Genomic DNA, 24,729 nt, shown 5'->3' on the forward strand with positions numbered 1-24,729 from the left:
AAGTATATATAATCAAATCACCAAAACAGATATCAAATGATTAAAAATTTTATTGGTAAAGTTAGCCTTTGTGGGACTTTACTATTGGCTGGAACAGGAATGTTAACAGCCCAAAATAAAATGGATTCTAAACTTCCTATGGATCCAAATGTAAGAACTGGAAAGCTAAAAAATGGATTAACTTATTACGTGCGACACAATGAGGAACCTAAGGATCGTGCCAGTTTCTATATTGTTCAGAATGTAGGGGCAATTCTAGAAAATGACAACCAGAATGGCTTGGCTCACTTCTTGGAGCATATGGCTTTCAATGGAACCGAACATTTTCCTGGTAAAGGAGTTCTAAATTACCTTGAGAAATATGGTGTTGCATTTGGACGAAACATTAATGCCTATACCAATGTTGATGAAACGGTTTACAATTTGAGTAATATACCTACCTCAAACGAAAACCTATTGGATTCAGCTTTATTGGTTTTACATGATTGGTCGAATTACCTAAGTCTTGAAGGTAAAGAAATAGACAACGAACGCGGAGTGATTCACGAAGAGTGGAGAACCAGAAGATCAGGTGGCATGAGAGCTTACTTGGAAAAGAGTAAAGTAATCTACAAAGGATCTAAGTATGCTGAACGTGATGTTATTGGGAGCTTGGATGTAATTGACAATTTTGACCATAAAGTTATCCGCGATTTTTATCATGATTGGTACCGCACAGACCTACAGGCTATTGTAGTTGTAGGTGATATTGATGCAGAAAAGTTTGAAAATAAGATTAAGGAAATGTTCGCTCATATTCCTGCTGTTAAAAACCCTAAGGAAAGAATTTATTATGATGTTCCAGGTAATAAAGAACCAATTGTTGGCATTATTACCGATCCTGAGGTAAGCAATTACTCGTTTGAGGTTTTTTACAAGCATAAGGCAACTCCTTTTAACGAAAAGAATATGAAATACTATCGTAATTCTATTATTGAGAGTTTACACTCTAGTATTTTAGGAAATCGTTTAAATGAATTGCTTCAGAAAGGTAATGCTCCTTTTATTAATGCATGGGCTGCTTATTACAATAAAGCTCGTAAAATGGATGTTTATCACAACAGTGTAACATTGAAGGAAGACAATTTGCTTGGAGGAGCTGAAACCTTCTTAAAAGAAATTGAAAGAGCAAACAGACATGGTGTTGTTGCAACAGAATTAGAAAGAGCAAAAACTGAAATGTTGAGCAGTATTGAAAAGCAATACAAAGATCGTAACAAGCAACATAACGATAGATTGGTAAGAGGTTACCAAAGACACTTTTTGGTAAATGAACCTGTTCCAGGAATTGAATTTGAATTCGAAGCAATTAAGAAACTATTACCTGGTATTTCAGCTGAAGAGGTAAATGCATTTTCGAAGAAATGGATGACTCAGGAAAATGTAATCATCACATTTACAGCTCCTGAGAAAGAAAATGTTGAATTACCAACAGAACAGCAACTTTTAGCTTTACTTGAGAAGGTTAGAAATGCAGATTTAAAACCATATGTAGACAAGGTAATTACCGAACCTTTAATTTCAGAAATGCCAAAAGCAGGAGAGGTAAAGAAAGAGGCAGAACTTAATGGTTTTGGTGCTACAGAATGGACTTTAGCTAATGGAGCAAAAGTAGTAGTGAAGAAGACTGATTTCAAAGAAAATGAAATTCGTTTACAAGCATTTAGTAAAGGTGGAAATTCATTATACGGTGTAGAAGATTTAGCTTCAGCTGAGATGGCAGGTGGATTTATTGCTAATTTCGGTTTAGGTAAGTTTGATCAGACTAGCTTGCAAAAATTATTAACAGGAAAATCAGTTCGCGTTTCACCATACATTAGTGAATTGTCTGAAGGTTTTAGTGGAAATTCGTCTGTTAAGGATTTTGAAACCATGTTGCAATTGGTACACATGTATTTTGTTGCTCCACGTTTCGATGAAGAAGCATTTACAGCATTAAAAGGTAGATATATGGCTTATGTAGCCAATATGGGTGCTGATGTTAACAAGGCTTTCAGAGATTCTGTTTCGGTAACAACAACCGATCACAACCCTAGAACAATCTTGTTCAACACAGATATGATTGCAAGCTTGAATCTTGAAACAATGAAGCGAGTGTATCAAGAAAGATTTGTGGATGCAAGTGATTTTACTTTCGTATTTGTTGGTAATATCGATGTTGAAAAAGCGAAACCATTGATCGAAACATATTTGGGAAGTATCAAGGATATCGATCGTGAGGAAACTTGGAAAGATAATGGTGTAGACTATCCTAAAAAAGATACTTACAACCATTTTGCAAGAGAAATGGAAACTCCAAAAACAACCATTCATATCGATTTGCATGGTGATATCAAATATTCAAGAGAGAATAAGCTTATGATGAGCTTTGTGTCTAGTCTGTTGAATAAGAGATATCTTGAAGTGATTCGTGAAAAAGAAGGTGGATCATATGGTGTTGGAGTTAGAGGATATGTATCTAAATTCCCACGTGAAGAGTACAACTTAGTTATTCGCTTTGATACTGACCCAGCTAAGGCTGACAAGTTGAAAGGTATTGTTTACGATGAAATTCAAGGCTTATTTAAAAACGGAGTAAAAGAAGTTGATTTGGTTGAAACGAAGAAAAACTTCATTAAAGAATATCAGGAAAATCTTCGTAAGAACGGTTATTGGATTAATGCAATTAATCGTTACTATACATATGGTGAAAGTGTTAAATCATTTGAAGATTATGAGAAAATGATTAATTCGATTACCAAAGAAAATGTAGAGAAATTTGCGAAGAAATACTTTGCCAAAACAGGAAAAGTAGAAGTTGTAATGTCTCCAAAAGAATAATAATTCATACCAATAATACCATAAGGAGCATCAGGTTTGATGCTCCTTTTTTTATCTGATAAAAATCAGTCAAAAACATGTGAAATATAGAATACAACTAAAAAGCAAAAAACAGCTAAGCATAATCACTGTTAGGTCAAGAATTCTTACTATTTTAGATCAAATCAAAATCAATAATTATGATACTACAAATTTCTGATTGGTGGAGTACCATGGATATGGTTGAAAAAATATTCTGGGGAATCTCCGTGCCATTCTCAGTTCTGTTTCTCATTCAAATGGTAATGACTTTTCTTGGAGGAGATGTGGATGATGTTGCTGCTGACGGTGATGCGGATGTTTCTGGAGATACAGGAATCGATTTTCAATTCCTTACCCTGAAAAATCTGATTGCATTCTTTACCATTTTTGGATGGACAGGAATCATTTGTGTTCACATTGGATTTGGACCGTTCATATCTACTTTTATTGCTACAATTGCAGGTTTAATCATGATGGTAATAATGGCTTCCATCCTGTATTTTATGGGCAAACTGACCGAAGAAGGTACTTTAAATCTGAATAATGCAATTGGAAAAATTGGTAATGTATACCTAACAATTCCAGCTAGCAGAAAAGGCATGGGGAAAGTTCAAATTCAAGTTCAGGGATTACAAACCCTTGATGCCATTACCGATGCTGAAAAAGACATTAAAACTGGCGCTGTCGTTGAAGTGATCGAGATTCTTAACGATCAAATTCTTGTTGTATACCCAATAGGTTAATCAATTAATAATCATTAAAACCATTTAAATAACAAAACATTATGGGAGAATATATTGTTCTTTTAATTACTGCTGCAGTAATATTCGTTTTCGTACTTATTGTATCCTTCTTTAAAAGGTACAAGCGTTGTCCATCCGACCGAGTTTTGGTTGTGTATGGTAAGGTAGGAAAAGGTAGTGGAGCCGAATCGCGCTCAGCCAAGTGTATTCATGGTGGTGCCGCATTTGTTTGGCCTATCATTCAAGATTATGCATTTCTTGATCTTACACCAATTTCAATTGAAATTAACTTAACCAATGCTTTAAGTAAGCAGAACATTCGTGTTGACGTGCCTTCTCGATTTACAGTTGGGGTTTCAACCGAAGCAGGTGTGATGACCAATGCTGCTGAGCGTCTTCTGGGATTATCGCAGGTAGATGTTAGCAATTTGGCAAAGGATATCATCTTTGGTCAGTTGCGTTTGGTAGTTGCTACCATGGATATTGAGGAGATCAATAGCAACCGTGATAAGTTCCTTGCTGCTGTATCATCAAACGTTGAGGCGGAATTGAAAAAAATTGGTTTGAAACTGATCAACGTGAACGTTACGGATATCAACGATGAATCGGGTTATATCGATGCATTGGGTAAGGAAGCAGCTGCGAAAGCGATAAATGATGCGAAGAAGAGTGTAGCTGAGAAGAATCGTGATGGTTCTATTGGTGAGGCCAACGCAATGCAGGAACAACGTGTTCAGGTTGCTGCGGCAGATGCAACAGCTGTTGAAGGGGAGAATACGGCGAAAATTACTGTTGCCAATTCGGATGCGGATAGACGTGAAAAAGAAGCGGAAGCAGAACGTTTGGCTACGGCTGCAGAGAAAGTTGCTACAGCACGTGCATTAGAGGAAGCATATTCAGCAGAGCAGAAAGCAGAAGCTGCCCGTGCGGTTCGTGATAAAGCATCGCAGACTGCAGATATTGTTGTACCTGCACAAATTGACAAGGAAAAGATTGAGATTGCTGCAGAAGCGATTGCAGAGCAAACCCGTCGTCATGCGAAAGGGGAAGCAGATGCGATTTACATGAAGATGGAAGCGGAAGCGAAAGGGATCTACGAGATATTAAGTAAGCAAGCTGATGGTTTCGATAAGATTGTAAATGCTGCTGGTAGCGACGCTAAGGATGCTGTAATGTTAATGATTGCAGATAAGTTGCCAGAATTGGTATCTACGCAAGTTGAAGCTATTAAGAATATCAAGATTGATAAAGTTACCGTTTGGGAAAATGGAAATGGCAAGGATGGCAAAACATCTACTGCTAACTTTATGCAAGGTATGATGGGATCTATTCCTCCAATGGAAGAGTTATTCAAAATGGCTGGAATGGAGTTACCAACTTATCTAGGCAAAAAAGTAGAGGAAAATAATGAGACTGTAGACTTCGAAGATGTTTCTGAACAAGAAAACAAAGAAGAGGAATAGCAGTTGATCGGATAGAAGTGAAAAGGAGCATCGTTTGGTGCTCCTTTTTTATGCTTTAACATCCCCCTGTATCCCCCTTGAAAGGGGGAATATAACTGTCAAGTTTTGCAGTTATCAATTCCCCTCATGAGAGGGGATAAAGGGGAGTGTTATTGATTTTGTTCGATCCAATTTATAATCTCATCAATAACACTTGCCATATTCTGTTTTACTTGCAAATCATCAAAACGAAGAAATATAACACCTTCAACTTCTAGGCGAACTTGTCGACTTTCATCATTTAACCCAACTTCAATAAAATCATGTGTACTGCCATCAATTTCTATTACAAGCTGTAATTCATGGCAGTAAAAGTCTACAATATAATCCAATATTGGAACTTGCCTGTGAAATTGAAATCCTAGAATTTGCTTATTTTTTAATTCACTCCACAGAAGGATTTCTGCGATAGTACTGTTTTTTCTCAATTTTCTGGCTAACTGCTTAAGATCTTTTCGATATGGAATGATTTTGTTTCTACTCATTTTTTGTTGTATTGACATTTCCTTGTATTCCCCCTCTGAGAGGTGGTAAAGACAAAGGTTATTTTTATCTGCTCATTTAAACAGTATTGACATCCCCCTTAATCCCCCTTGAAAGGGGGACTTGGAACTGCCAATTTTTGCAGTTTCAATTCTCCTTTTGAAAGGGTGTAAAGAGGGGAGTCTTTTGTTTCCGCTCCTTTTTTATGCTTTAACATCCCCCTGTATCCCCCTTGAAAGGGGGACTAGAACTGCCAAGCTTTGCAGCTCCAATTCCCCTCTTGAGAGGGGACAAAGGGGAGTGTTTTTATTAATGAGAGTTACTAGTATCATTCTCATGTTTTTTGGGTTTACCCCCTTCGGGGGATGGTTTTATATTAGTGCTTTCCCACCCATTTTATGGGTGGTTATTCATGGTTTAGTCACTTCGTGACAATAAGACGAAAATTAATGATAGAGTTATATCATAATCGTATACCCTGAAAGGGTTTAACCATAAATAACTGTCCGTGCAACGGACGGATTAAGAGTAAGTTTATCTAATTCTCCGAAGGAGGTAAACTCATTAGTATAATCAGAACATCCCAACCTCTCGATTGGGATGTTCATATCGGTATTATTTAGTTGTATGTAGTAATTATTGAATTCTCCGCTTGAATGAGACCTTTCTCCGGTTTTTTAAGCCTTTCTCCAGCCAATTGAGTGAATTCTCCAGCAGATTGAGGTGTTCTCCAGCTATTTCACCCAATTCTCCAGCTTTCAGACCCGTTCTCCAGATAAAAATCCGTTCTCCATGTGGGTTTTAGCGATTTATACTTCGGGAGTTGCCTCTTGTTTTTCGCGTTTTTTCCTGTGGTATTCACTGGTATATAATTTCATTTTGGCTTCATCTTCCCAGAAAGTATACTTTCCAAAATCACGAATTTCGTCCACAATATTCTTCAAATAGGTATAGGCTCTATCTCTCATCTCTTTTTCCTCCTTATCACTATTTTTTCGGATACCATTAACTTTTCCCAATAGCGTTCTAAGACTATGTGAGTATTCATCGGCCTTATCCAGTTTGGTTAAGTCGAATTTCACAAGGTTTAGAGGTTCAGGATTGGCTTTTCCTATTACCGCATAATCGCTCAAGTCTTGCACCATATCAGCATGTCCGCTGCCATCGGCAATTCGATTAACCTGAGTAAGGATTTTTGCATCTTTGCGATAGGCAAATTTGAACACATGTTGCAATTCTCGTTGTAGATTGTAACCATCTTGCGAGGCAATAGCCCATTCTTCCAGAGTGATACTTTTTCCATTAAAAACTTGCATCCATTCCGACTGCTTATCTTGCAAAAAGGCAATGGCAGGCGGAAGTTCATCAATTAAGCTTGCATCTAAACCATTTGCCACCAATTTACCTTTATCCTTCGTGGCATAATTGAATAGGTTTTCAACTTCAATAACATAAGAGTCTACTGGCATAGGAGGGTGAGTGATTTGATCCTCTAATAATTCAGCTACTTTTTCTTCAATGGTTTTAGGGGTTGTTGTTTCAGTCATGGTATTTTTTGATTTGGTTAGAAATAATAAAATAGTTTTGATTGTTATTAATGATAATCAAGTTGAGAAATGTATGTTAAGCGACAAAATATTTTTAGTTAATTTGTTGAAGTTGTTTTAATATGATAGTGATCTGTGGCTGTGATTTAAAGATCAGAAAATAAGCTCTAAGAGGCTGTATTGGCTTATATTTTAGTGTTAGGTAGCTATGTGTTAATATAGGTTTGGCTTGTGTATTAGTGTTTATTGTTTTGTAGTTTTAGGTTGAATATAAAATATGTGTCAATGAATAATATTAAAGCGGTTTAAGTGGAAATGCGACATACAAAAACACCTCAACCTCCCATAGGGAAGTCAAGGTGTTCAACTATTAACTAATGAAAAACTAGATGTGCTCAATAAAATTGAGCGGTGTTTGTTGTTGTTGTGTTTTACCCAGAAAATTCAAAAGAATTTTCTCTTCCGCAGGCAGCGATTAAATTTCGCAACCAATTTTGCTTCACAAAATTCGGCTCAGCTATATCGGGGTAACCTGCATTTTGTATTCATCGCGACAAATTTTGATGAATAATGCAGGTTAAATTTCGTCTGTTAGCAATAGTAGATAATGTGCTGCCGACCATGAAAAATGATTGGCATTTAATCCTTTACCCGTAATTGGATGATAGTTTTCGCGGATAGGAGCATCCTGCAATAAGCCTTCTGCATTCTTAATCAATTTTTGAGTCAATGCATCGGCATCTTGCTTGTAGCCATAGTTTTTCAATGCCTGTACACCAAAATACGCCTGATCTAACCACACCGGACCTCGCCAGTATCCTTTTAAAGGATTAAACTTGTGATGATCGGCAACCAGGGTAGGAAAGGGCACTTTGGTTGCGAATTTTGTACTATCTGTTAGTAAGTTTTTAACGCCCTTTGCCTGCTCCTGGTTTGCGATATTCGTATACAAAGGAATCCATCCTTCTGGTCCTTGTTGTACGGTTAGCAGTTTTCCTGTTTTAATTGCCCTGTCGTAAAAGAACCCCTCTTTGGCATCGTAGAAGTCTTTTACAATTCTTTCTTTTAGTGCTTTAGCTGACTTGGTAAATGCTTTGGTATCTTCTGTTTCTCCTAAAAGATCAGCCAGTTCAGCCAACTGTTCTTTTTCTGCAAACAAGTAGGCATTCAAATCAACTGATTCCTGATCCATCGACCATCCATTATCGTTATTCTTTAGCATTTTTGCATCATCGAAACGAACGGCATTGTCCATTCCGCTTTCCCATTTTGCAGCAATCAATGTTCCATCGGTCGAACCATATTCACACAAACCATTCTGGTCGTGATCGCGATATTGGTACCACCATTTGTGATATTTTACCAATTTAGGATACATTTCACGCACGAAATCCAAGTCGTTGGTACGCTTGTAGATTTCTAATACAGCCCAGGCTGCCAATGGAGCTTTGGTGTCGCGCCAGTTGTTTTCTTTCGGATCGAAATACACACAATCAGCTACCATTCCCATCTCATCCTGATACTGGAACATCGATAGAATATTGCTCTTGGCCAATTCTGGATTAAAGCGAACCAATGCTACCGCTTGTTTCCAGCTATCCCACGACCAGAAACCGTAAAACCCTTGATATGCAGCCGATGGAAATACACCATCGTGTTGCAAATCGCCAGCAGGAGAACGCCAATTGGTCAGTAAGGTTTGTACACATTTTACAGCAAGCTGTTGGTTTACATCTTTATCTAATAATGGGTTCTTGCTATCCAAAGCTTTGCTTAAATATCCGTTCCAACGCGATTTGTTTTGTGAGAAAACATCTTGTGGATCTTTCAGCCATAGGCTTAGCAGTTTTCCTTCTGCCATAGCTTCTTTCTCATTAAAATAATGGGAATGAAGCATGCTAATTTCACTTTTCTGACCAGCTTTTACCAATTGATTTTCTCTAAGATTCATTTGATAGGAAAGCTTGTTTTTGGCAACGCTAACTTCATTTGGTAGGTGAGTTTGCATTAAGAAGATTTCATCGCTCTTTTTGTAATTTACCTGGACACCATTGGTGCTTTTTGCCAATTGTAATTCTTTCTCGAACAATTCTCCTTTCCAACCCACTTTAAGCTGCATATCCTTATTGGAATTATTGCTTATGGATGTTTGGATAAGAGAAGTTCTGTTGCTGGCAAATACAAGCTGAATATTGATTGTAATGTCCTGTAATTGCAATTTTTGCTGCAACTTACCTGGTTTGTAATTCATTTCGGCCTTTGCTTTGCTCAAATCAATTTCTTGATTTGTATTGGCATCGGTCAAAACCAACTGGCATAGATTCTTACCCAACCATTGTCCCCACATTTTCATGCTCAAAGGTCCGGCAAAACCACCATAGTAGGCAGTACTGTCCTGATGAGGCAAAGCATATCCATGCCAGGCTCCCATATCCGAGAATCCAAATGGTTTTAAATCGTATTGTTTTGCAGGTACTCCTTGTATGTTGAGTACATTGGTATATTTTTCTTGTAGATCTATTGCTGCATTATCTTTCTTCTCTTGCTTTTTTTGAGCGCAGGAAGAGAACGAAAGTATTGCTGCAATTAAACTGATGTGTATGAATTTCATAGTATCTATTGTTTATCTCTTTTCGGTGATTAAGTTTTTTATTAACATCCCCCTGTATCCCCCTTGAAAGGGGGACTTGTGACTACTAAATATTGTTGTCCAAATTCCCCTCTCAAGAGGGGATAAAGGGGAGTGTAATTTATTTTACTCTCGTCTTACTCAATTCATTTAAATCCTTTTCCCCATTAATCGGACGAAGGATAAAACTGTACTGATATGGTTGAGAAGGAATACAATATTCTGCATGAACAGGAGCGCCCCAAGAGTTATCGCCACCAACACCCATTTGCTTGTAGTCAATCTGAAAACTAATTACATCTCCTTGTTTGATTGCATTACCATGTTTGTTTGGTTTGTCCTTTCCACCATGATACAACTCTTTATAATCGAATCCTAGAGCCGAACCTGATAGTAATGGAGCTCCAATAGCCATTAAACCTTTACCATCTTTGTTGGTAAGTGCTATCCAGCGAAGATCGGTTTTATTACCTGTTTCCTGCGGACGAACATATGGGTGATATTGTTCCCAAACTGTTCCTTTGTAATGATCAAGCATCGCACCTGATTTTCTGTCCCACATACTTTCTTGTGGTCCACGGCCAAACCATTCGATGTTCGAAAACTCTTTTGGCAGCTGCATTTGCATTCCCAAACGTGGTATCATAGGTAGATCATTTGAATTTGGAACGAAAGTGTTTTCGATTTCAACATCGCCATTACCTGATACCAGATATTTCGTTTTGTAGCTGCTAGAAGCTGTTGGTAAATTGTATTTTACGATCACCTCGATTTGTTGTGCTGAAATTTGATTGGTTTCAATGGAAAGCAATTCACGCTTTTCTCCAGCTGTCTTCCAGACCTTGCATCTGGCTGGGGTACCATTCCCTAAGTCATTATCGGTAACCGCACGCCAGAAGAAAGGTTCCAAATCTTTTTCAATCAATTCTGTTCCATCTATTTTATAAGAGTTTAAACTTCCGTTTGATTTCGAAATACGAAGTTTAAATCCTTTAGCATCGATCTTAATCTCATTCTGATCTTCGTTCAGTGTAAGTGCAGACAATTGATTTGCTTCAATAGCTGTTACCTCCTTATGAATTGGCAGCTGGAATTGTTCCCATGCAATTCGGTGTCCTTTAGGAACCATTGGTTGTTCAACAGCGCTATGCGCTTCGAACAGCAAGAAATATTCCTTACCTGCCTTGGCCTTAATGTCAGTAATTTCAATACTAAACCTTCTGCTTTGATGAGCAGCTAAGTCTTTAGAGTCTACCGTTCCATTTGCAATTTCTGTGGCATCTTCTTTCAGAGTCCAGGTAATCTCAACATCATCCAGGCTGATAAAATCATATCGGTTGATCAGTTCAAATTGGTTTGCAGAATGATCAACTTTTTTTATTGCAATGGGTTGATATACTTTCTTAACCTCCCAAATGTGAGGGTGAAGTTTTCTGTCGGCACTTACCAATCCGTTGGCACAGAAGTTAGAATCGTTTTGAACTTTGTAAACTCCCATATCGCCGCCATAGCCAAAAATGGTATCACCTTTTTCATTTGTTTTTCTAAAGGTTTGATCAACCCAATCCCAAATGAATCCACCTTGTAACTGGCGGTGCTTGTAAATTAAATCCCAGTAATCTTTCAGGTTCCCAACGCTATTTCCCATGGCATGGGCATACTCACATTGAATTAAAGGTCTTTTCTGTACATACTCCACATATTTAATCATTTCCCACATGCGATCGTACATTGGGCAGAAGATATCAGTATTAAACTCTCTGCCTGAATCTTCCGATTGAACAGGACGGCTATCATCTCTCTCTTTAATCCACTTGTATGTGGCATGGAAGTTACGGCCTCTTCCGGTTTCATTTCCTAATGACCAAATGATAATGGATGCATGGTTTTTGTCACGTTCCACCATTGAAACGGTTCTGTCCATGAATGCTTTTTTCCAATGCGGCTTATCGGCCAATGTTTTTTCTTTGTTGTATGGTTCGCAACCATGAGCCTCAATATTTGCTTCGTCAATCATGTACAATCCATATTCATCACATAGCTCGTACCAACGCTCACGATTTGGATAGTGAGAGTTACGAACAGAATTGATATTGAATTGCTTCATCAATAGAATGTCCTGAATCATCGATTCTTCAGTTATCACTCTACCATTATCCATATCATGCTCATGGCGATTTACACCGCGAACTGTAATCGGCACACCATTAATCTGTAGCAATCCGTCTTTGATTTCACTGGTGCGGAAACCAATTTTTCTACGAATTACCTCAATGGTTTTATTGCCTGATTTCAATTCGATTTGAAGGGTATAAAGATTAGGCGTCTCAGCAGTCCATTTGCGCACATTTGGAATTGTTTTTGAGAAAATAAAATCATTATCACCTTGTGCTAACTTGCTGTTTGATTTCAAGTTGATAACTTCTTTCTTTCCATCCAAAACTTTTACCTGTACAGATCTGTTGGCACCTTTATTTGCAATTTGGTTTACTTTAACATTTAAAGAAAACTCCCCATCTGTATAGGTATCATCCAATCCTGCTTGCACAAAGAAATCTCTGATGTGGGTTTTAGGTCTGGCATACAGATATACATCACGCTCAAAACCACTTACTTTCCAATAATCCTGATCTTCAAGGTAACTTCCATCGCTAAAGCGATAAATTTCAACCGCCAACTGGTTTTTGCCTGGTTTTACGTATTTGGTAAGGTTAAATTCTGCTGGTGTTTTACTTCCTTGTGTATATCCAACTTTTTTGCCATTTACCCATACGTATGCAGCAGAACGAACTCCACCAAAGTGAATATAGATTTCCTGACCTTTCCAGTTTTTCGGAATGCTAAAGTTTCTCTTGTACGATCCTACCGGATTGTAATCGTGAGGAATGTATGGTTCGTTGTTTGGAAAAGGATAGGAAACATCAGTGTAGATTGGCACTCCATATCCTTCCAGCTCCCAATGTGCAGGAACTTTAATATCATTCCATTTTGATACGTCGTAGTTGGTTTTGTAAAAATCTACCGGACGATCGGCAGGTTTTCTTACCCAATTAAATTTCCATGTGCCATTTAAATTGATAAAATAGTTCGAATTGGCTTTACTATTTTGAATGGCTTTGTTTTCGGTTCTGTAAGCATAGAAAGATGCTCTTGCTTGCTCTTTGTGGATACCAACAATCTCTGGATTTTCCCAGTCGTTCTGTTTGCCGTTCTCTTGAGCATAAATGCCCTGGTAGAAGAGAAGAAGCATAATTGTTAAAAGTGTTCTCATGATTAATTCAAAAATCAAGTCAAATTTAGAATTGCTAATTATTTAGTTTAAATGTTCTTGTTTGTGTTTTGGTTGAAAAGAGAGTCCGGCAAACAATCACCACAACCCTGCCGGATTTCTCTTTTCTTCCTGTTTGGATCTTTACGATCCTTGTTTGTTGTTTGTGTATTTAGTAATTAATGTATTCCTGATTTCATTGTATACATCCAACACTTTTTGCATGTTTTCATGACACTTTTTAGTCAGGAATTCCTTCGCCTTTTTAGGGCTTTTATCGTATAGTTTTTGTGCTTGTTTGTCGTTTTCTTCAATCTGATTGAAAAAATCAGCTTGCAAAGGTTCTCTCATTGTAAACAGATCTTCAACCGCATCCTGCCATCTTAAATAAAGCAGGTTGTCTACAAAATCAATTGCCCAACGTGCCGATCTTGGATCATATTGATTTGGATCATAAATTTTGTAAGATTCGTGAATCTCTTGTGTTCCGCAGTAGATTGGCACATAAGGTGAAGTGTACTGGTTATCCTGAAATACCCAGTAAATTCCACCAATTGGATCTGGCAACCAGGATCTCAACTGACAAATCATACCATAATTCCCTTTCGATACATTTCTACGATTGGTAATATCCAGTAGTTCACGCATTGCCTTGGTTGGGAAAGGTGTTGTTAATGGACTTTTAATCAACTTGCCATCCTTGCTTGGAACATACCAATCAGGATCAGATGTTTTATCGTAAATGGTTCCCTCAAAAGTTGAACGTTGAAATTCCATGATATCCTGAACAGAAACCTTTTTCTCCGGTTTAACCGAAAAAGGATACATGGAAATGTCTTCTACATATTGGTGGTAAGCATCTTGCCCTTTAAAAGGATCACTTAACTTTCTGTTTGGCCATTCTTTAAAATTTGGAGCATATTTAGAGTAGAACAACCAAAATCTTCCGCTCGACCATTCACGAAGGGTAGGGCTGTATGCCTCTTGCCAAATAAATGGTTTGCCCGATTTTGGATTGTACCAAGCATGATCGATAGCAACTTGCTTGTAATTCTTTGAAGCCATAAACCATTCAGGTTTGCTTAAATCGATCTCTTTAATGATACTCCAGTTAGGAACAATGGCAATGTGATCATCCGGAACTCTTTGCGCAGCCCAAATTGCTCCTGATTTACCTGAGTTTGGTTCCCAATCTTTACCTACAGCCACAATTTCAAGTACCCAAACTTCATTCGGGTCTGCTATGCATAATGCTTCTGATTCAGGTCCACATGATGGCAAGAATCCATATTCCTCCATTAGTGAAGTGATTAGTTTGATGGCTTCACGTGCAGTTTTACATCTTTGCAGGGCAAAAATCTGAGCCTGCTCAACAGTCATAATTTGCTTACCGGATTCTCTGTCGACCTGCAACTCTTTCTTCTGACTTAAAGTACTTTCCGCAATAGCCAGCTGAAACTCATTCATGTGAGAGTAAGCAGAATGAAAGTAAGTATAAGTTTGTCGAACTTGTGGGATATAGCCAAGTATTTCACCATATTCTTCCAACCCACCGTTGATTTCCTGTAATCCATAATAAACAGGAGTTTTTGATCCTGTAGGAAACTTTCGCCCATGAACTACTCTAATTCTGGTATCATTTCCTCCATAGGTGTGAGATGTAATTACAGAACCATCAACTGTAGCTTTTTTGCCCGCTACAATATCGGTGCAAGCATGACTCTTTGGTAAAGTCAGGCAAGCTAAGATTGTAAGCAAAACTAGTTTTTTCATAAGAATTGAGTTTTTGTTTTTTACATCCCCAGTTGCCCACCTTGAATATAGGACTTGTGACTACTAAATTTTGTAGTTCCAACTCCCCTCTTGAGAGGGGATAAAGGGGAGTGTTTTAATTACTCATTACTAATTATTCATTATTAATTCTCGATTGGCATTTCCAACCACTCTTCCAAGGTTCTGATAATTTCAGTTTTCATCTCAGCAGGGAAATTACGGATTCGAGTTCCATGAGATCCTTCCGGGTTTACAAACTTTTTACACTTTGTATTGTCTTTTAGATCAACTGCCGTAGCCGACCATGTATCCCATTCACCATAAATGAAAAGCATTTTTTCAGCATCAGTTTGTAACCATTTATTCACTTGAATCATCGATTCTGGATTGAATTTCCTGATTGGTTCATTAGGAAATACATGATCGAATGTTAAGTCCTTCTCATAGTTAATGTATGGTTTAAATGGAGCTACTTCATAACTGTACATTCCAATTTCGGTAAGTGCCTGGTGGTAGAAAGCCAAACTTGGTTTCAAGCTAATCTCATCGAAGAAATCCATGCCTGAAACACGAACCAAATGCTTAAATAAATCCTGAGCTTTTGCATCAGGAGATGGAATATCTTCACTCTTCGTACCTCCCCATTGCCAGAAAGCAAAAGAGTATTCCAAAATGGCAAGGTCAAGAGCCTTTTTCAATCCCATTGAAAATGAATATCCTTTCTTTTCAGCATGAGTTTTTGCTAGAGGAAGAAGCTCTTTCTTGTTTTTAAAACAAGCCAATTGGAACTGGTAAATCTTATCTCTGCATTCCTTGCTGCCAACTGTTGCCAGGTGTTTGTGTATTCTCTTGTCTTCTCTTGCTAAATTCTGAGGAGCTACATAAGGAACACTTACATCAACATCATTTGGGTAGAAAAAGCGGTGGTAAATGGTTGTTTGTCCACCTTTACTAATACCCGTAGTAATCCATTTGTTCTTGTAAATTTTCTTTAATGCTTGTATTACTTTGTGTTGATCCGCTGCGGCTTGCTTGATATTTAAATATTTCCAATCCAGGCTATCAGGCATTGAATTCTTAAAATATCTATGCTCAATGGTCAATTGATTGGCATTTAAAAGTTTGCTCAATTCACCAGCTTTTTCTGTCCAGATATTATAACCCTGAATCTCAACAACCATTGGTTTTTCAATGGCATGATGCCCCAATAGCACTCTTTGTTTAAATGTTCCGGCTTCAGGATTTTCATGATCCAAAGGTTGAGTGAAATACAATTCATAGTATTCGGCATATGTTGTATCGCCGGTAATTTTTTGAACTGTTACATCAGGAATTTGATTTAGTTTCTCTTCCAATGTTAAAGGTTGAGTACAAGCAGCAAGTCCAATGCTTAGTACAAAAAGAAGAGAGATAATTTTAGTGCTTAGTTTATTCATGATTAGATTTTGTTTTTATCTGAAAATAAATCCATCCTTTAATGGATCATTTGGATCGAAATAGAATTCATTTTGTCCGGTAATCGAAGCTGTACCACTTACTTCAGGAATGATTGCATCAATTCCTTCATAATCGCAGCATTCAACCACTTTTACACTCATGCAAGTACCTAAAATACTTTCGATGATAATTTCTTCATCTTGCTTCAGTTCACCTTTGGCATAATGTATGGCAGCTCGTCCGCTAACACCCGATCCTGTTGATGATCGATCAACTTCTCCTTCAGCGAAAATGCATACATTTCTAGTATGGTGATTAGGATCTTTGGCTTCGCCAATAAAAATTGTTCCGTACAAGAAACTCAAATCCTCTTCTACCGGATGCTTGATTTCAAACTGATCCATTACAGCATATTTGATTTTTCTGCCGTAATCAATTAATCGGTTATAATCCGTTTCGTCTAATTTTAATCCTAAGTCTTCGGCTTGTACATAGGCATAAAAAGCTCCACCATAACCAATATCAAACTTTACCTTTCCAATTTCCGGAACATCAACAATTTGATCTTTTAAAGGCATAAAAGAAGGAACATTTTGAAAAGAAACTTTTTCAACTTTCCCATTCTTTCTGAATGCTTTACAGGTAATTCTTCCCGGAGGAGCATCAATTTTAATCGTTGGATTTTGTTCTTCACGAACAATCATGCCTGTATCCAGAACCAATGTTACCAAGGCAATCATTGCGTGACCGCACATGGTGCTGTATCCTTCGTTGTGTAAAAAGAAAGTTCCAAAATCACCATCCTCGGTAGTAGCTTCAGTAATAATCGCTCCATACATATCTGCATGTCCGCGAGGTTCCCACATGGTTCCCGTTCTGATGTAATCAAAATGATCTCTAAAATACCTTCTCTTTTCCAGTATGGTATTTCCTTTTATTTCAGGAAGTCCACTTGTATAAACTCTTAAAGGTTCACCTCCGGTATGAAGATCAATGGTTTTGATTTTTAACCAATCTTCCGGGGCTTTCCAGTTCCAGTTATCTGTAATTTTCATAGCCAATTGATTAGTTGATTTTGAATTCTTTTGGCGCTTGTTTGTGCATCAGGTAATTTACAAAGAAGTCCCAACGCTTGCGAATAAAATATTTGTCATAGTAGCAAGTACCATGATCCTTACCAGGAAGCAGAATTAATTCAAAATCCTTATTCGCTTTAATAAATTCATCAGCCATACGAATTGAAGCTGCAGGGTTCACATTATTGTCCATATTCCCATGAACCATCAACAGTTTTCCTTCTAGTTTATCAGCCAAAAAGAAGTTTGATTGTTCGTCATAGTGCTTTTCAGCCGGGAATCCCATGTACAATTCAGGCCACCATGCTTTTGCACTTCTGTGGTCGTGATTTCCTGCTGAGGATACACCAACTTTATAAAAATCAGGATGAGTTAATAGTGCATGTGTAGCATCATAACCTCCTGCAGAGTGTCCGTAAATTCCAACATTATTTACATCCATGTATGGATATTTTTTAGCAAGATCTTTGATTGCTTTGATATGATCTGGTGCACCGATATCACCCAGGTTTTTATAGGAAACATCGTGGAATTTTTTCGATCTAAAAGCAGAACCCAATCCATCAACTGTAACTACAACAAAACCAATTTGTGCCATGGGAACATCCATGTTGATTAATCCACGACGGAAAGTTTTAGGTGTTCGAATGGTTTGTGGTCCTGAATAGGTGCCATCAATAACCGGATAAGATATTGAAGCATCTAATTTGAATGGTCTAAAAATTACACCATAAATATCGGTTTCATTATCTCTACCTTTTACCGTGTAAACTTCAGGTGCTTTCCAACCCATTTTAATAATGTCCTCAATGTCTGTTTTGGCAACATTTATTACAGTTTTGCCATTTTTAGCACTTCTAACCACAAAGTGATCCGGAAGATCTACACGAGAGTAATTGTCGAATATGTATTTGCCATTAGGGCTTATGTTACAAGTATGGTAGGCATTTTCAGGTGATAACAATTTCATGCCATTTCCATCAAAATTGATAGAGTAGAGGTAAGTGTAGTAAGGATCTCCTTTTTCATTTCCATTTGCTCTGAAGTAGATTTTCTTCTTTTTATAGTCTACTTTGCAGATTTCCCTTACAACAAATTCACCCTTCGTAATTTGGTTTTTTAACTCACCACTTGCATAATCGTATCGGTAAATATGGTGCCAACCATCTTTCTCAGATGACCAAATTACATCATCCGTATCTTTATTTACTTTATAGATGTGCATGTTTGGATCGACATAGGTATCAGCTGTTTCTGAAACAATTGTTCTGCTTTTACCAGTTTCCACATCTACCTCTATCAATTCTCTTTTTTGATATCCACGATAGTATCTTAAAGTATAGGCTTTTGTGTTCGATTTCCATTGAAAGCCATACTCCAGAAAAGTTGCATTTTCAGGAAGATCGCAATCAATTGTTTTGCCTGTTTCCGTATCAAAAATTACATACGATACTCTGGTAAGGTCTTTGTCGCCGGCAATGGGTCTTTCATAAGAATAAACTTCCGCTCTAAATCCATCTTTTGGTTTAGATTGATACATGAAAAGCTTTTGCGTATGCTTGCGATTGTACTTTGTGCATATCAAGTATCTTGAATCAGGAGACCAATAGGCATCAATCTCGTATTCCATTTGTTGATTCTTGCTCTCATTTCGAACAAAGTACCAGGAAATGGAGGTTCCATAACTCAATTCTTCATTGCCATCTGTGCTCAACTGCTTTTTCTCATCGCCAGATTTAAGAAATAGATTGTAATCTTTAATAAACGCTATTTTTTCCTTGTCTGGCGATACCAATTCTTGACTCGTGTATTTCTTTGGTTTATCTCTTTTCGAAACATTATAGGATACTAAATCAACTGACAGTAAGAAGGTATCCAATTTAAAATCAAGTTCTTTTTGATTTTTGAGTTTGATGTTTTTTAATTTTAATCCGTAGCTTTTTAATTCTTTACCAGTGTATGAGCTAAGGATCTCGCTCATTTTTTGGTGATCGAAAAGCTCTTTTTGTTTTTTGTTTTTAATATCAACAAGAAAGTATTCTGTACCTTTTCTAGTTTTTGTACTGTACCAAAGGGAATCACCCTTTCCAATCCAATTGGGATATATATTGCTATTGTAAATTTTACTTTCGATATTGTTCCAAAGCCATTTTTCAGCTTCCTGGTAATTTTTTAGCTCTCCTTGGGCAAATAATTTGCATGAGCTAAGGATTATAACGAATAGGAGTATGTATGGAGTTCGTTTCATTTTATAAGTCTGCTTGGGTTCCGATATTTTCTTTAATTGCTTTTTTGTACAAATATTCAGCTACAACGACATCAAACAGTGCCATTCCTACTGATTTAAAAAAGGTAGTTCCGGTTTGGTCATATTGCTTGTTAGCAATCAAATTACTAATGGTGTTCACCTGGTTTTCCTGCAAGAGATTATTTTCCAGAGGCGTTGCGATATCTCCACTTTCTTTTGCTGCAAAAGGAGTATCCACCCATACCTTTGTAATTTGTGAAAACAGAGCATCAGGGAATTCTCTCATGTTTGGTTTGTATGATCCTATCCCAATAAAACATTTGTCTTTAAGTAAGTTCCGATCATTGGGAATTACAGGGTTTTCTGAGCTTGTCGCACAAACAATGATATCTGATTTTTTGACTAACTCTTCAGATGAATTCATACCATTAAATTCTATTTCAGGTAATTTCTTTTGAAGTTTATTAATGAATTCAGTTAGCTTCTTATCATCCAAATCAAATACATTGATTTTTTTTATGGGACGCACGGTACAAGCAAATAATGCTTGAGTAAATCCTTGAGTTCCTGTTCCAATAATTCCAACACTTTCGGATGATTCTTTACTGATGTACTTCATGCCAGTTGCTCCAACAGCACCGGTTCTTATTGCTGTTAATGCTGCTCCATTCAATAAAGCCAACGGTTCACCTGTTTCGGAATCATTTAAAATCATGTTTCCATAAATGGAAGGTTTTCCAATAGTTTGATTTTTGGGATTTACACTAACCAATTTTGTGCCGAAATACTGACTTGTGAAACATGGCATCAACAATAAGGTGATGTCATCATAGTGTGCATGCATTCTATCTGGCATATTAAAATTGCCTTCATGAAATACATTAAAAGCCTTTTCTATTGCTTCCAGAACCTCACTTCTTGAGAGTAAGCTTTCTATTTGTTTTTGGTTGAGAATTAGCATGGATTCAAAAATGGCGGAGGGGAGTTTTAAAGTTCTCACCCTCCTGATGGAAACAAAAACTAACTATGATCTTTGAGATTCTACATCTTCAATGGTTTTTGGAATAGGCTTACCTAAAAGACGGGCTCCATCATTGGTAATTAAGAAATCTTCTTCATTTCTTAAGCCTCCAAAATCTTTATATTGTTCTACTTTATCGTAATTGATAAAATCGGTGAATTTCTTTTCAGCTTTCCATCTATCAATCAATTCAGGAATAAAATAGATTCCCGGTTCGATTGTCAAAACGAATCCAGCTTCTAGTTCTCTTCCCAGTCGCAATGATTTTAAACCAAACTGAGTGCTTTTTGCTTCGCCATTGTAACCTACATATACTTCTCCAAGATTTTCCATATCGTGAACATCCAAGCCCATCATATGTCCAAGTCCACATTGGAAAAATAAAGCATGTGCACCTTGCTGAACAGCTTCATCCATATCCCCTTTCATGAAACCCATTTGTTTCATTCCTTCAGCAATGGTTTTACAAGCTTTCAAGTGTACATCTTTAAATCGAACACCTGGTCTTAGTTCTGCAATGGCAGCTTCATGTGCATTTAATGCGATTTGATAAATTTCTCTTTGACGTTCTGTGAAAGTTTTGCTCACAGGGAAGGTGCTCGACATGTCTCCAGCGTAATGCATACCATTTTCAGCACCACAATCAATTAAAAGCATATCGCCACTCTTAATTGTGTTCCCGTGATAGTGATTGTGAAGGGTTTGTCCATTTATTGTAGCAATGGTTGGAAATGAAAGCTGTCCTCCGGCTCTAATTGCAACTTCTTGTACTGCAGCAGCAATTTCCGATTCTTTCATTCCAGGTTTAGCCATTCTCATGGCAGTAAGGTGCATTTCAGCCGTAATGTTTACTGCTTCTTCAATCTGAATGATTTCTTCTTCAGATTTATAATTTCTTTGATTTACTACTGCCTGAACAAATTCTGCCGATGAGTTCTCTACCGCTTGATTTGGATGGATATTTAACCAGTTAAGCAATTTAACTTGATGTTCAGGGCGATAAGGAGGCAAGTAATGTACTTTTCTGCCTTGAGAGCTAGCCTTGCTTAGATAGTCCTGTAACTGACCAGAAGGAGCTGTTTCATAAATGCCTACAGCTTCACTTTTTTCTTTAATGGTTGGTTGGGTTCCCATCCAAACAATGTGATCGATGCTTAGTTCATCTCCGAAAATAATTTCTCGATTTTCATCGATGTCGATTATTGCATTTAATCCAGCATAATCAGATCCAAAGAAGTACAAGAATGTACTGTCTTGTCGGTAATGGTAAGTGTTATCAGCATAATTCATTCCGCATTCGTCATTTCCTAAAAATAGAAGAATGCCTGATTTTACCGTTGATTTTAATAATTCTCTACGTTTTTGATAAGTTTCTTTCGTAAACATAAGATTGGGTTTATGGTGTTTTATTAAATTCTAAAGGATATAGTTATTCCAATAGAAGACATAAATTGTTGATAAAAAAGATCTGAAATGTTCTTGCAGAGGGGAGGAATTAACAAATCCAGCATTCGTACAATCCTTTGTACGAATCATTGTAGCGTGTTATGTAGTCGTTGAATAAGAACATACAATTGAATTTGTCTTGGGTAAATTTAGAAAAAAAACGCTAATAATTATTTTAAAATCGAAAAAACTATAACTGATTAAATAATTATTAATCAGTTATAATTTTAATATTTTTTTGGAATAAACTTTATTCGTTGCAATCACTTTTATTACATAAGGACCTTTAGCTAAAAACTGAAGATTTATCTGCTCTTCTGTTTGAAAAGAATTCAGCTTTTTATCATACAATTTGCAGCCATTTGAATTGTAAATTTCAATTTTAGCATTTGAAAGTTCATTTTGTAATCCTTTTATTTTGATATAATCTACTACAGGATTTGGATATACTACCAAATCTGATGATTTGTTGATAGGTGTTATTGCTGTTACTTGGTTTAAAGTAAAACTAATTACACCATTCTCATCTTTTATATCACGAATCCATACTTCCGAATATTCACCATTAAATAGGTTTGAGTTAGGATTTGAGTCCGGACCAAATTCTCTATTGTTAGTAGTTCCTGGAAAAAGATCACTGGCTTTACCACGGTCCATAGCATTGTACAATCCTGAAGATACATTAAAATCGGCTTCTTCTAAGCGTACTCCAGGATTGTCTCTGTCGCTATTTACATCGTATCTCAAATTTGCTTTATCATCATTAATGTGATAAATAGCCAGACCAGATGTTGGTTGGGCTAAATCATTCCCTTCGGTTCTCTTATTTGCCAATAAGAAGTATTCTCCATCTTTTGTGGTATTGATACGATAAATCTCGTTCAAATTTGCATTAGAGGAGTTCAAGGAATAATTGCCATAGTCATCGAAGTTTATAATTTTAGGTTCATCCCAGCCCAATTTAATACGCGACCACGCACAGAAATTAGAGGGTTTAAAACCTCTGTTTAACCAAGAGCCTGCTGACATGATTGCCCAATGCCCTAATCCATTCGATTTTCCTGTTCCATCATATAAGTCAGGAAGGCCTAAAGCGTGACCAAACTCGTGAGCAAATGTTCCAATACCAGCATCTACCCATTTGTTGTCATATTCACGCATTTCGCAAGCAATTACATAATCATTTACTTTGGTATCGTTAATGGTAATTGGTAACCCAACAGTATATTGCAATGACCATGATCTTGGCCAAATGTACTCTTCTTGTCCATAATGGTCTGCCCCTAATCCTGCATGCATAACCATTACGGCATCTACATCACCATCTCCATCATTATCGTAAGGTGTAAAGTCAACTCCTGCAGACCTAGCTTTTTCAACTGCTTTTTTCACCAATTTACCAGCTCGTTTTCCACCTTTGTTTTCGGCAACCTCTTCCAATTTCAATCCTGATTGATACCAACCAAATACCTCAAATTGTATGTCTAGCTGATTATGACTGGCTCTCAAATAATATTCACGCAAGCTCGCATAACCGTTATGTCCATCCTGCATAAACATGGCTTCTATGTTCTCTTTACTGCGAGTATGTAATTGGTCCGCAAATTCAACAAGTAGCACAGCAACCTTTATTTTGCCTTTTGAAGGAACCCCGCCAATGGTTTTAAGGGATTTAATTTTGTTTTTTTGAACAGATAATGCTGTTTCGTTGTGTAAACGTAATTCTTCTAGCTTCGATTTGTATTTTGTAATATTCTGTAATGAGACTAGTATCTCAGTATTGATTATTTCGTTGTTAACTATTTTCCCAAAAAGGTACAGACCATTAAATTGGGAGAAAATGTACTTTTCTTTGGTTTCTATCCAATGCAACCTACTGTCTCCTTTATAAAATGCCTCAACAGTTTCTCCATTGTTTAGAATAATTGTTTTGAGATCATTGCAAACCGGAGTTCCCGTTGGGATTTCAGATTGGGCATAAATAAGATTTGATAGAAAAAGAACAAAAATCAGGTTGGTTATGTATTTGAACATGGGTTAAATTCTAATTTAATTAGAACACTTCCAAGATAAAAGGAACAAGGAATGGAACCAGAATTGTAAGAACAATCCCACTAAAGATGGCAATAATTGCCCACTCTTTTCCTGTGTATTTTGAGATGATCGGAAGTGTTGTATCCATTGCTGTTGCACCACCAGAAGCAATACCGGCAAGTTTGCCAAAGTACTTTACAAAAATAGGTACAGCAAGTAAGGTTATTATTTCACGTAAAATATTAGAAAGCAGAGCGATTACACCTAGTGTTTCTCCGCTAATTTGAGTAATGAATATAGAAGATAAACTATAGTATCCGAAACCAGCACCAACGGCTAAGGCTTCTTTTAATTGAATTTCGGGAGTAAATATTGAAATTGCTCCAACCCCAACCAATGATCCAATGATAACACATAGCGGGACAAGTATAATTTTAATGTTGGTTTCTTTAATTACTCTCCAGGACGATCGATCAGCACCAATTCCAATACCCACTAAAAACATTAGTAAGTAAAGGGCATATAACGAAAAATCTGATTCCATAATAACATTAGGAAGAAATCTTGTTAATCCCAAAACTAATCCTAAAGCAAAAAATCCAAGTATGATAAGACTGTTCTTCATGTCAAAATTTATTCTGT

15 protein-coding genes are annotated in these 24,729 nt (G+C 37.0%); 3 read left to right on the forward strand and 12 right to left on the reverse strand.

Annotated elements, in window-relative coordinates:
* Positions 1-36: 36 nt before the first annotated feature.
* The 3 genes from BXY64_RS05430 to BXY64_RS05440 all read left to right on the forward strand — a co-directional run bounded on the left by BXY64_RS05430 (position 37) and on the right by BXY64_RS05440 (position 5,086).
* Positions 37-2,859, forward strand: coding sequence for a M16 family metallopeptidase (locus tag BXY64_RS05430; protein ID WP_120238898.1), 2,823 nt, complete (start codon positions 37-39; stop codon positions 2,857-2,859).
* 179 nt (positions 2,860-3,038) lie between these two features.
* Complete coding sequence (locus BXY64_RS05435) at positions 3,039-3,623, forward strand: hypothetical protein (RefSeq protein WP_120238899.1); 585 nt, start codon at positions 3,039-3,041, stop codon at positions 3,621-3,623.
* A 41-nt stretch (positions 3,624-3,664) separates the two neighbouring features.
* Positions 3,665-5,086 carry a flotillin family protein gene (locus tag BXY64_RS05440; protein ID WP_120238900.1) on the forward strand — a complete coding sequence of 474 codons (1,422 nt, stop codon included), beginning with the start codon at positions 3,665-3,667 and terminating at the stop codon, positions 5,084-5,086.
* A gap of 149 nt (positions 5,087-5,235) precedes the next feature.
* On the opposite strand, the gene BXY64_RS05445 is transcribed toward BXY64_RS05440, so the two are convergent.
* The 12 genes from BXY64_RS05445 to BXY64_RS05500 form a co-directional block, all read right to left on the reverse strand.
* Positions 5,236-5,610, reverse strand: coding sequence for an endonuclease domain-containing protein (locus BXY64_RS05445; protein ID WP_120239765.1), 375 nt, complete (start codon positions 5,608-5,610; stop codon positions 5,236-5,238).
* 807 nt (positions 5,611-6,417) lie between these two features.
* On the reverse strand, positions 6,418-7,155 hold the full coding sequence (locus tag BXY64_RS05450; protein WP_120238901.1) for a hypothetical protein: 738 nt from the start codon (positions 7,153-7,155) through the stop codon (positions 6,418-6,420).
* A gap of 577 nt (positions 7,156-7,732) precedes the next feature.
* Positions 7,733-9,766, reverse strand: coding sequence for an MGH1-like glycoside hydrolase domain-containing protein (locus BXY64_RS05455; RefSeq protein WP_120238902.1), 2,034 nt, complete (start codon positions 9,764-9,766; stop codon positions 7,733-7,735).
* Positions 9,767-9,905: 139 nt separating this feature from the next.
* On the reverse strand, positions 9,906-13,055 hold the full coding sequence (locus BXY64_RS05460; protein WP_120238903.1) for a glycoside hydrolase family 2 TIM barrel-domain containing protein: 3,150 nt from the start codon (positions 13,053-13,055) through the stop codon (positions 9,906-9,908).
* Between the two features lie 141 nt (positions 13,056-13,196).
* A complete protein-coding gene (locus tag BXY64_RS05465) occupies positions 13,197-14,825 on the reverse strand; it encodes a dipeptidase (protein ID WP_120238904.1) in 1,629 nt (542 codons plus the stop codon).
* A 143-nt stretch (positions 14,826-14,968) separates the two neighbouring features.
* The gene (locus tag BXY64_RS05470) at positions 14,969-16,261 is read right to left on the reverse strand and encodes a S28 family serine protease (RefSeq protein ID WP_120238905.1); all 1,293 of its coding nucleotides are present in this window, start codon (positions 16,259-16,261) and stop codon (positions 14,969-14,971) included.
* Positions 16,262-16,276: 15 nt separating this feature from the next.
* Positions 16,277-17,317, reverse strand: coding sequence for a proline racemase family protein (locus BXY64_RS05475; RefSeq protein WP_120238906.1), 1,041 nt, complete (start codon positions 17,315-17,317; stop codon positions 16,277-16,279).
* Between the two features lie 10 nt (positions 17,318-17,327).
* On the reverse strand, positions 17,328-19,586 hold the full coding sequence (locus tag BXY64_RS05480) for a S9 family peptidase (protein WP_120238907.1): 2,259 nt from the start codon (positions 19,584-19,586) through the stop codon (positions 17,328-17,330).
* Position 19,587: 1 nt separating this feature from the next.
* Positions 19,588-20,547: an ornithine cyclodeaminase family protein gene (locus BXY64_RS05485; RefSeq protein ID WP_120238908.1), complete on the reverse strand. Its 960-nt coding sequence runs from the start codon at positions 20,545-20,547 to the stop codon at positions 19,588-19,590.
* A gap of 63 nt (positions 20,548-20,610) precedes the next feature.
* Positions 20,611-21,993 carry an aminopeptidase P family protein gene (locus tag BXY64_RS05490; RefSeq protein ID WP_120238909.1) on the reverse strand — a complete coding sequence of 461 codons (1,383 nt, stop codon included), beginning with the start codon at positions 21,991-21,993 and terminating at the stop codon, positions 20,611-20,613.
* Positions 21,994-22,272: 279 nt separating this feature from the next.
* Entirely contained in the window at positions 22,273-24,087 is a 1,815-nt protein-coding gene (locus tag BXY64_RS05495) for a M6 family metalloprotease domain-containing protein (protein ID WP_120238910.1), read from the reverse strand.
* Positions 24,088-24,106: 19 nt separating this feature from the next.
* Positions 24,107-24,712 (reverse strand): lysine exporter LysO family protein, encoded by a 606-nt coding sequence (locus BXY64_RS05500; protein ID WP_120238911.1) that lies wholly within the window; start codon positions 24,710-24,712, stop codon positions 24,107-24,109.
* Between the last annotated feature and the right edge of the window lie 17 nt (positions 24,713-24,729).

Source organism: Marinifilum flexuosum, from assembly GCF_003610555.1.
Classification (GTDB): Bacteria; Bacteroidota; Bacteroidia; order Bacteroidales; family Marinifilaceae; genus Marinifilum; species Marinifilum flexuosum.

Bases quoted from the DNA above. Each gene is read 5' to 3' on its own strand.
- BXY64_RS05440 (WP_120238900.1), top strand. From the start codon at position 3,665: ATGGGAGAATATATTGTTCTTTTAATTACTGCTGCAGTAATATTCGTT.
- BXY64_RS05485 (WP_120238908.1), bottom strand. From the start codon at position 20,547: ATGCTAATTCTCAACCAAAAACAAATAGAAAGCTTACTCTCAAGAAGT.
- BXY64_RS05470 (WP_120238905.1), bottom strand. From the start codon at position 16,261: ATGAATAAACTAAGCACTAAAATTATCTCTCTTCTTTTTGTACTAAGC.
- BXY64_RS05495 (WP_120238910.1), bottom strand. From the start codon at position 24,087: ATGTTCAAATACATAACCAACCTGATTTTTGTTCTTTTTCTATCAAAT.
- BXY64_RS05465 (WP_120238904.1), bottom strand. From the start codon at position 14,825: ATGAAAAAACTAGTTTTGCTTACAATCTTAGCTTGCCTGACTTTACCA.
- BXY64_RS05480 (WP_120238907.1), bottom strand. From the start codon at position 19,586: ATGAAACGAACTCCATACATACTCCTATTCGTTATAATCCTTAGCTCA.
- BXY64_RS05475 (WP_120238906.1), bottom strand. From the start codon at position 17,317: ATGAAAATTACAGATAACTGGAACTGGAAAGCCCCGGAAGATTGGTTA.
- BXY64_RS05450 (WP_120238901.1), bottom strand. From the start codon at position 7,155: ATGACTGAAACAACAACCCCTAAAACCATTGAAGAAAAAGTAGCTGAA.
- BXY64_RS05435 (WP_120238899.1), top strand. From the start codon at position 3,039: ATGATACTACAAATTTCTGATTGGTGGAGTACCATGGATATGGTTGAA.
- BXY64_RS05460 (WP_120238903.1), bottom strand. From the start codon at position 13,055: ATGAGAACACTTTTAACAATTATGCTTCTTCTCTTCTACCAGGGCATT.
- BXY64_RS05455 (WP_120238902.1), bottom strand. From the start codon at position 9,766: ATGAAATTCATACACATCAGTTTAATTGCAGCAATACTTTCGTTCTCT.
- BXY64_RS05430 (WP_120238898.1), top strand. From the start codon at position 37: ATGATTAAAAATTTTATTGGTAAAGTTAGCCTTTGTGGGACTTTACTA.
- BXY64_RS05500 (WP_120238911.1), bottom strand. From the start codon at position 24,712: ATGAAGAACAGTCTTATCATACTTGGATTTTTTGCTTTAGGATTAGTT.
- BXY64_RS05445 (WP_120239765.1), bottom strand. From the start codon at position 5,610: ATGAGTAGAAACAAAATCATTCCATATCGAAAAGATCTTAAGCAGTTA.
- BXY64_RS05490 (WP_120238909.1), bottom strand. From the start codon at position 21,993: ATGTTTACGAAAGAAACTTATCAAAAACGTAGAGAATTATTAAAATCA.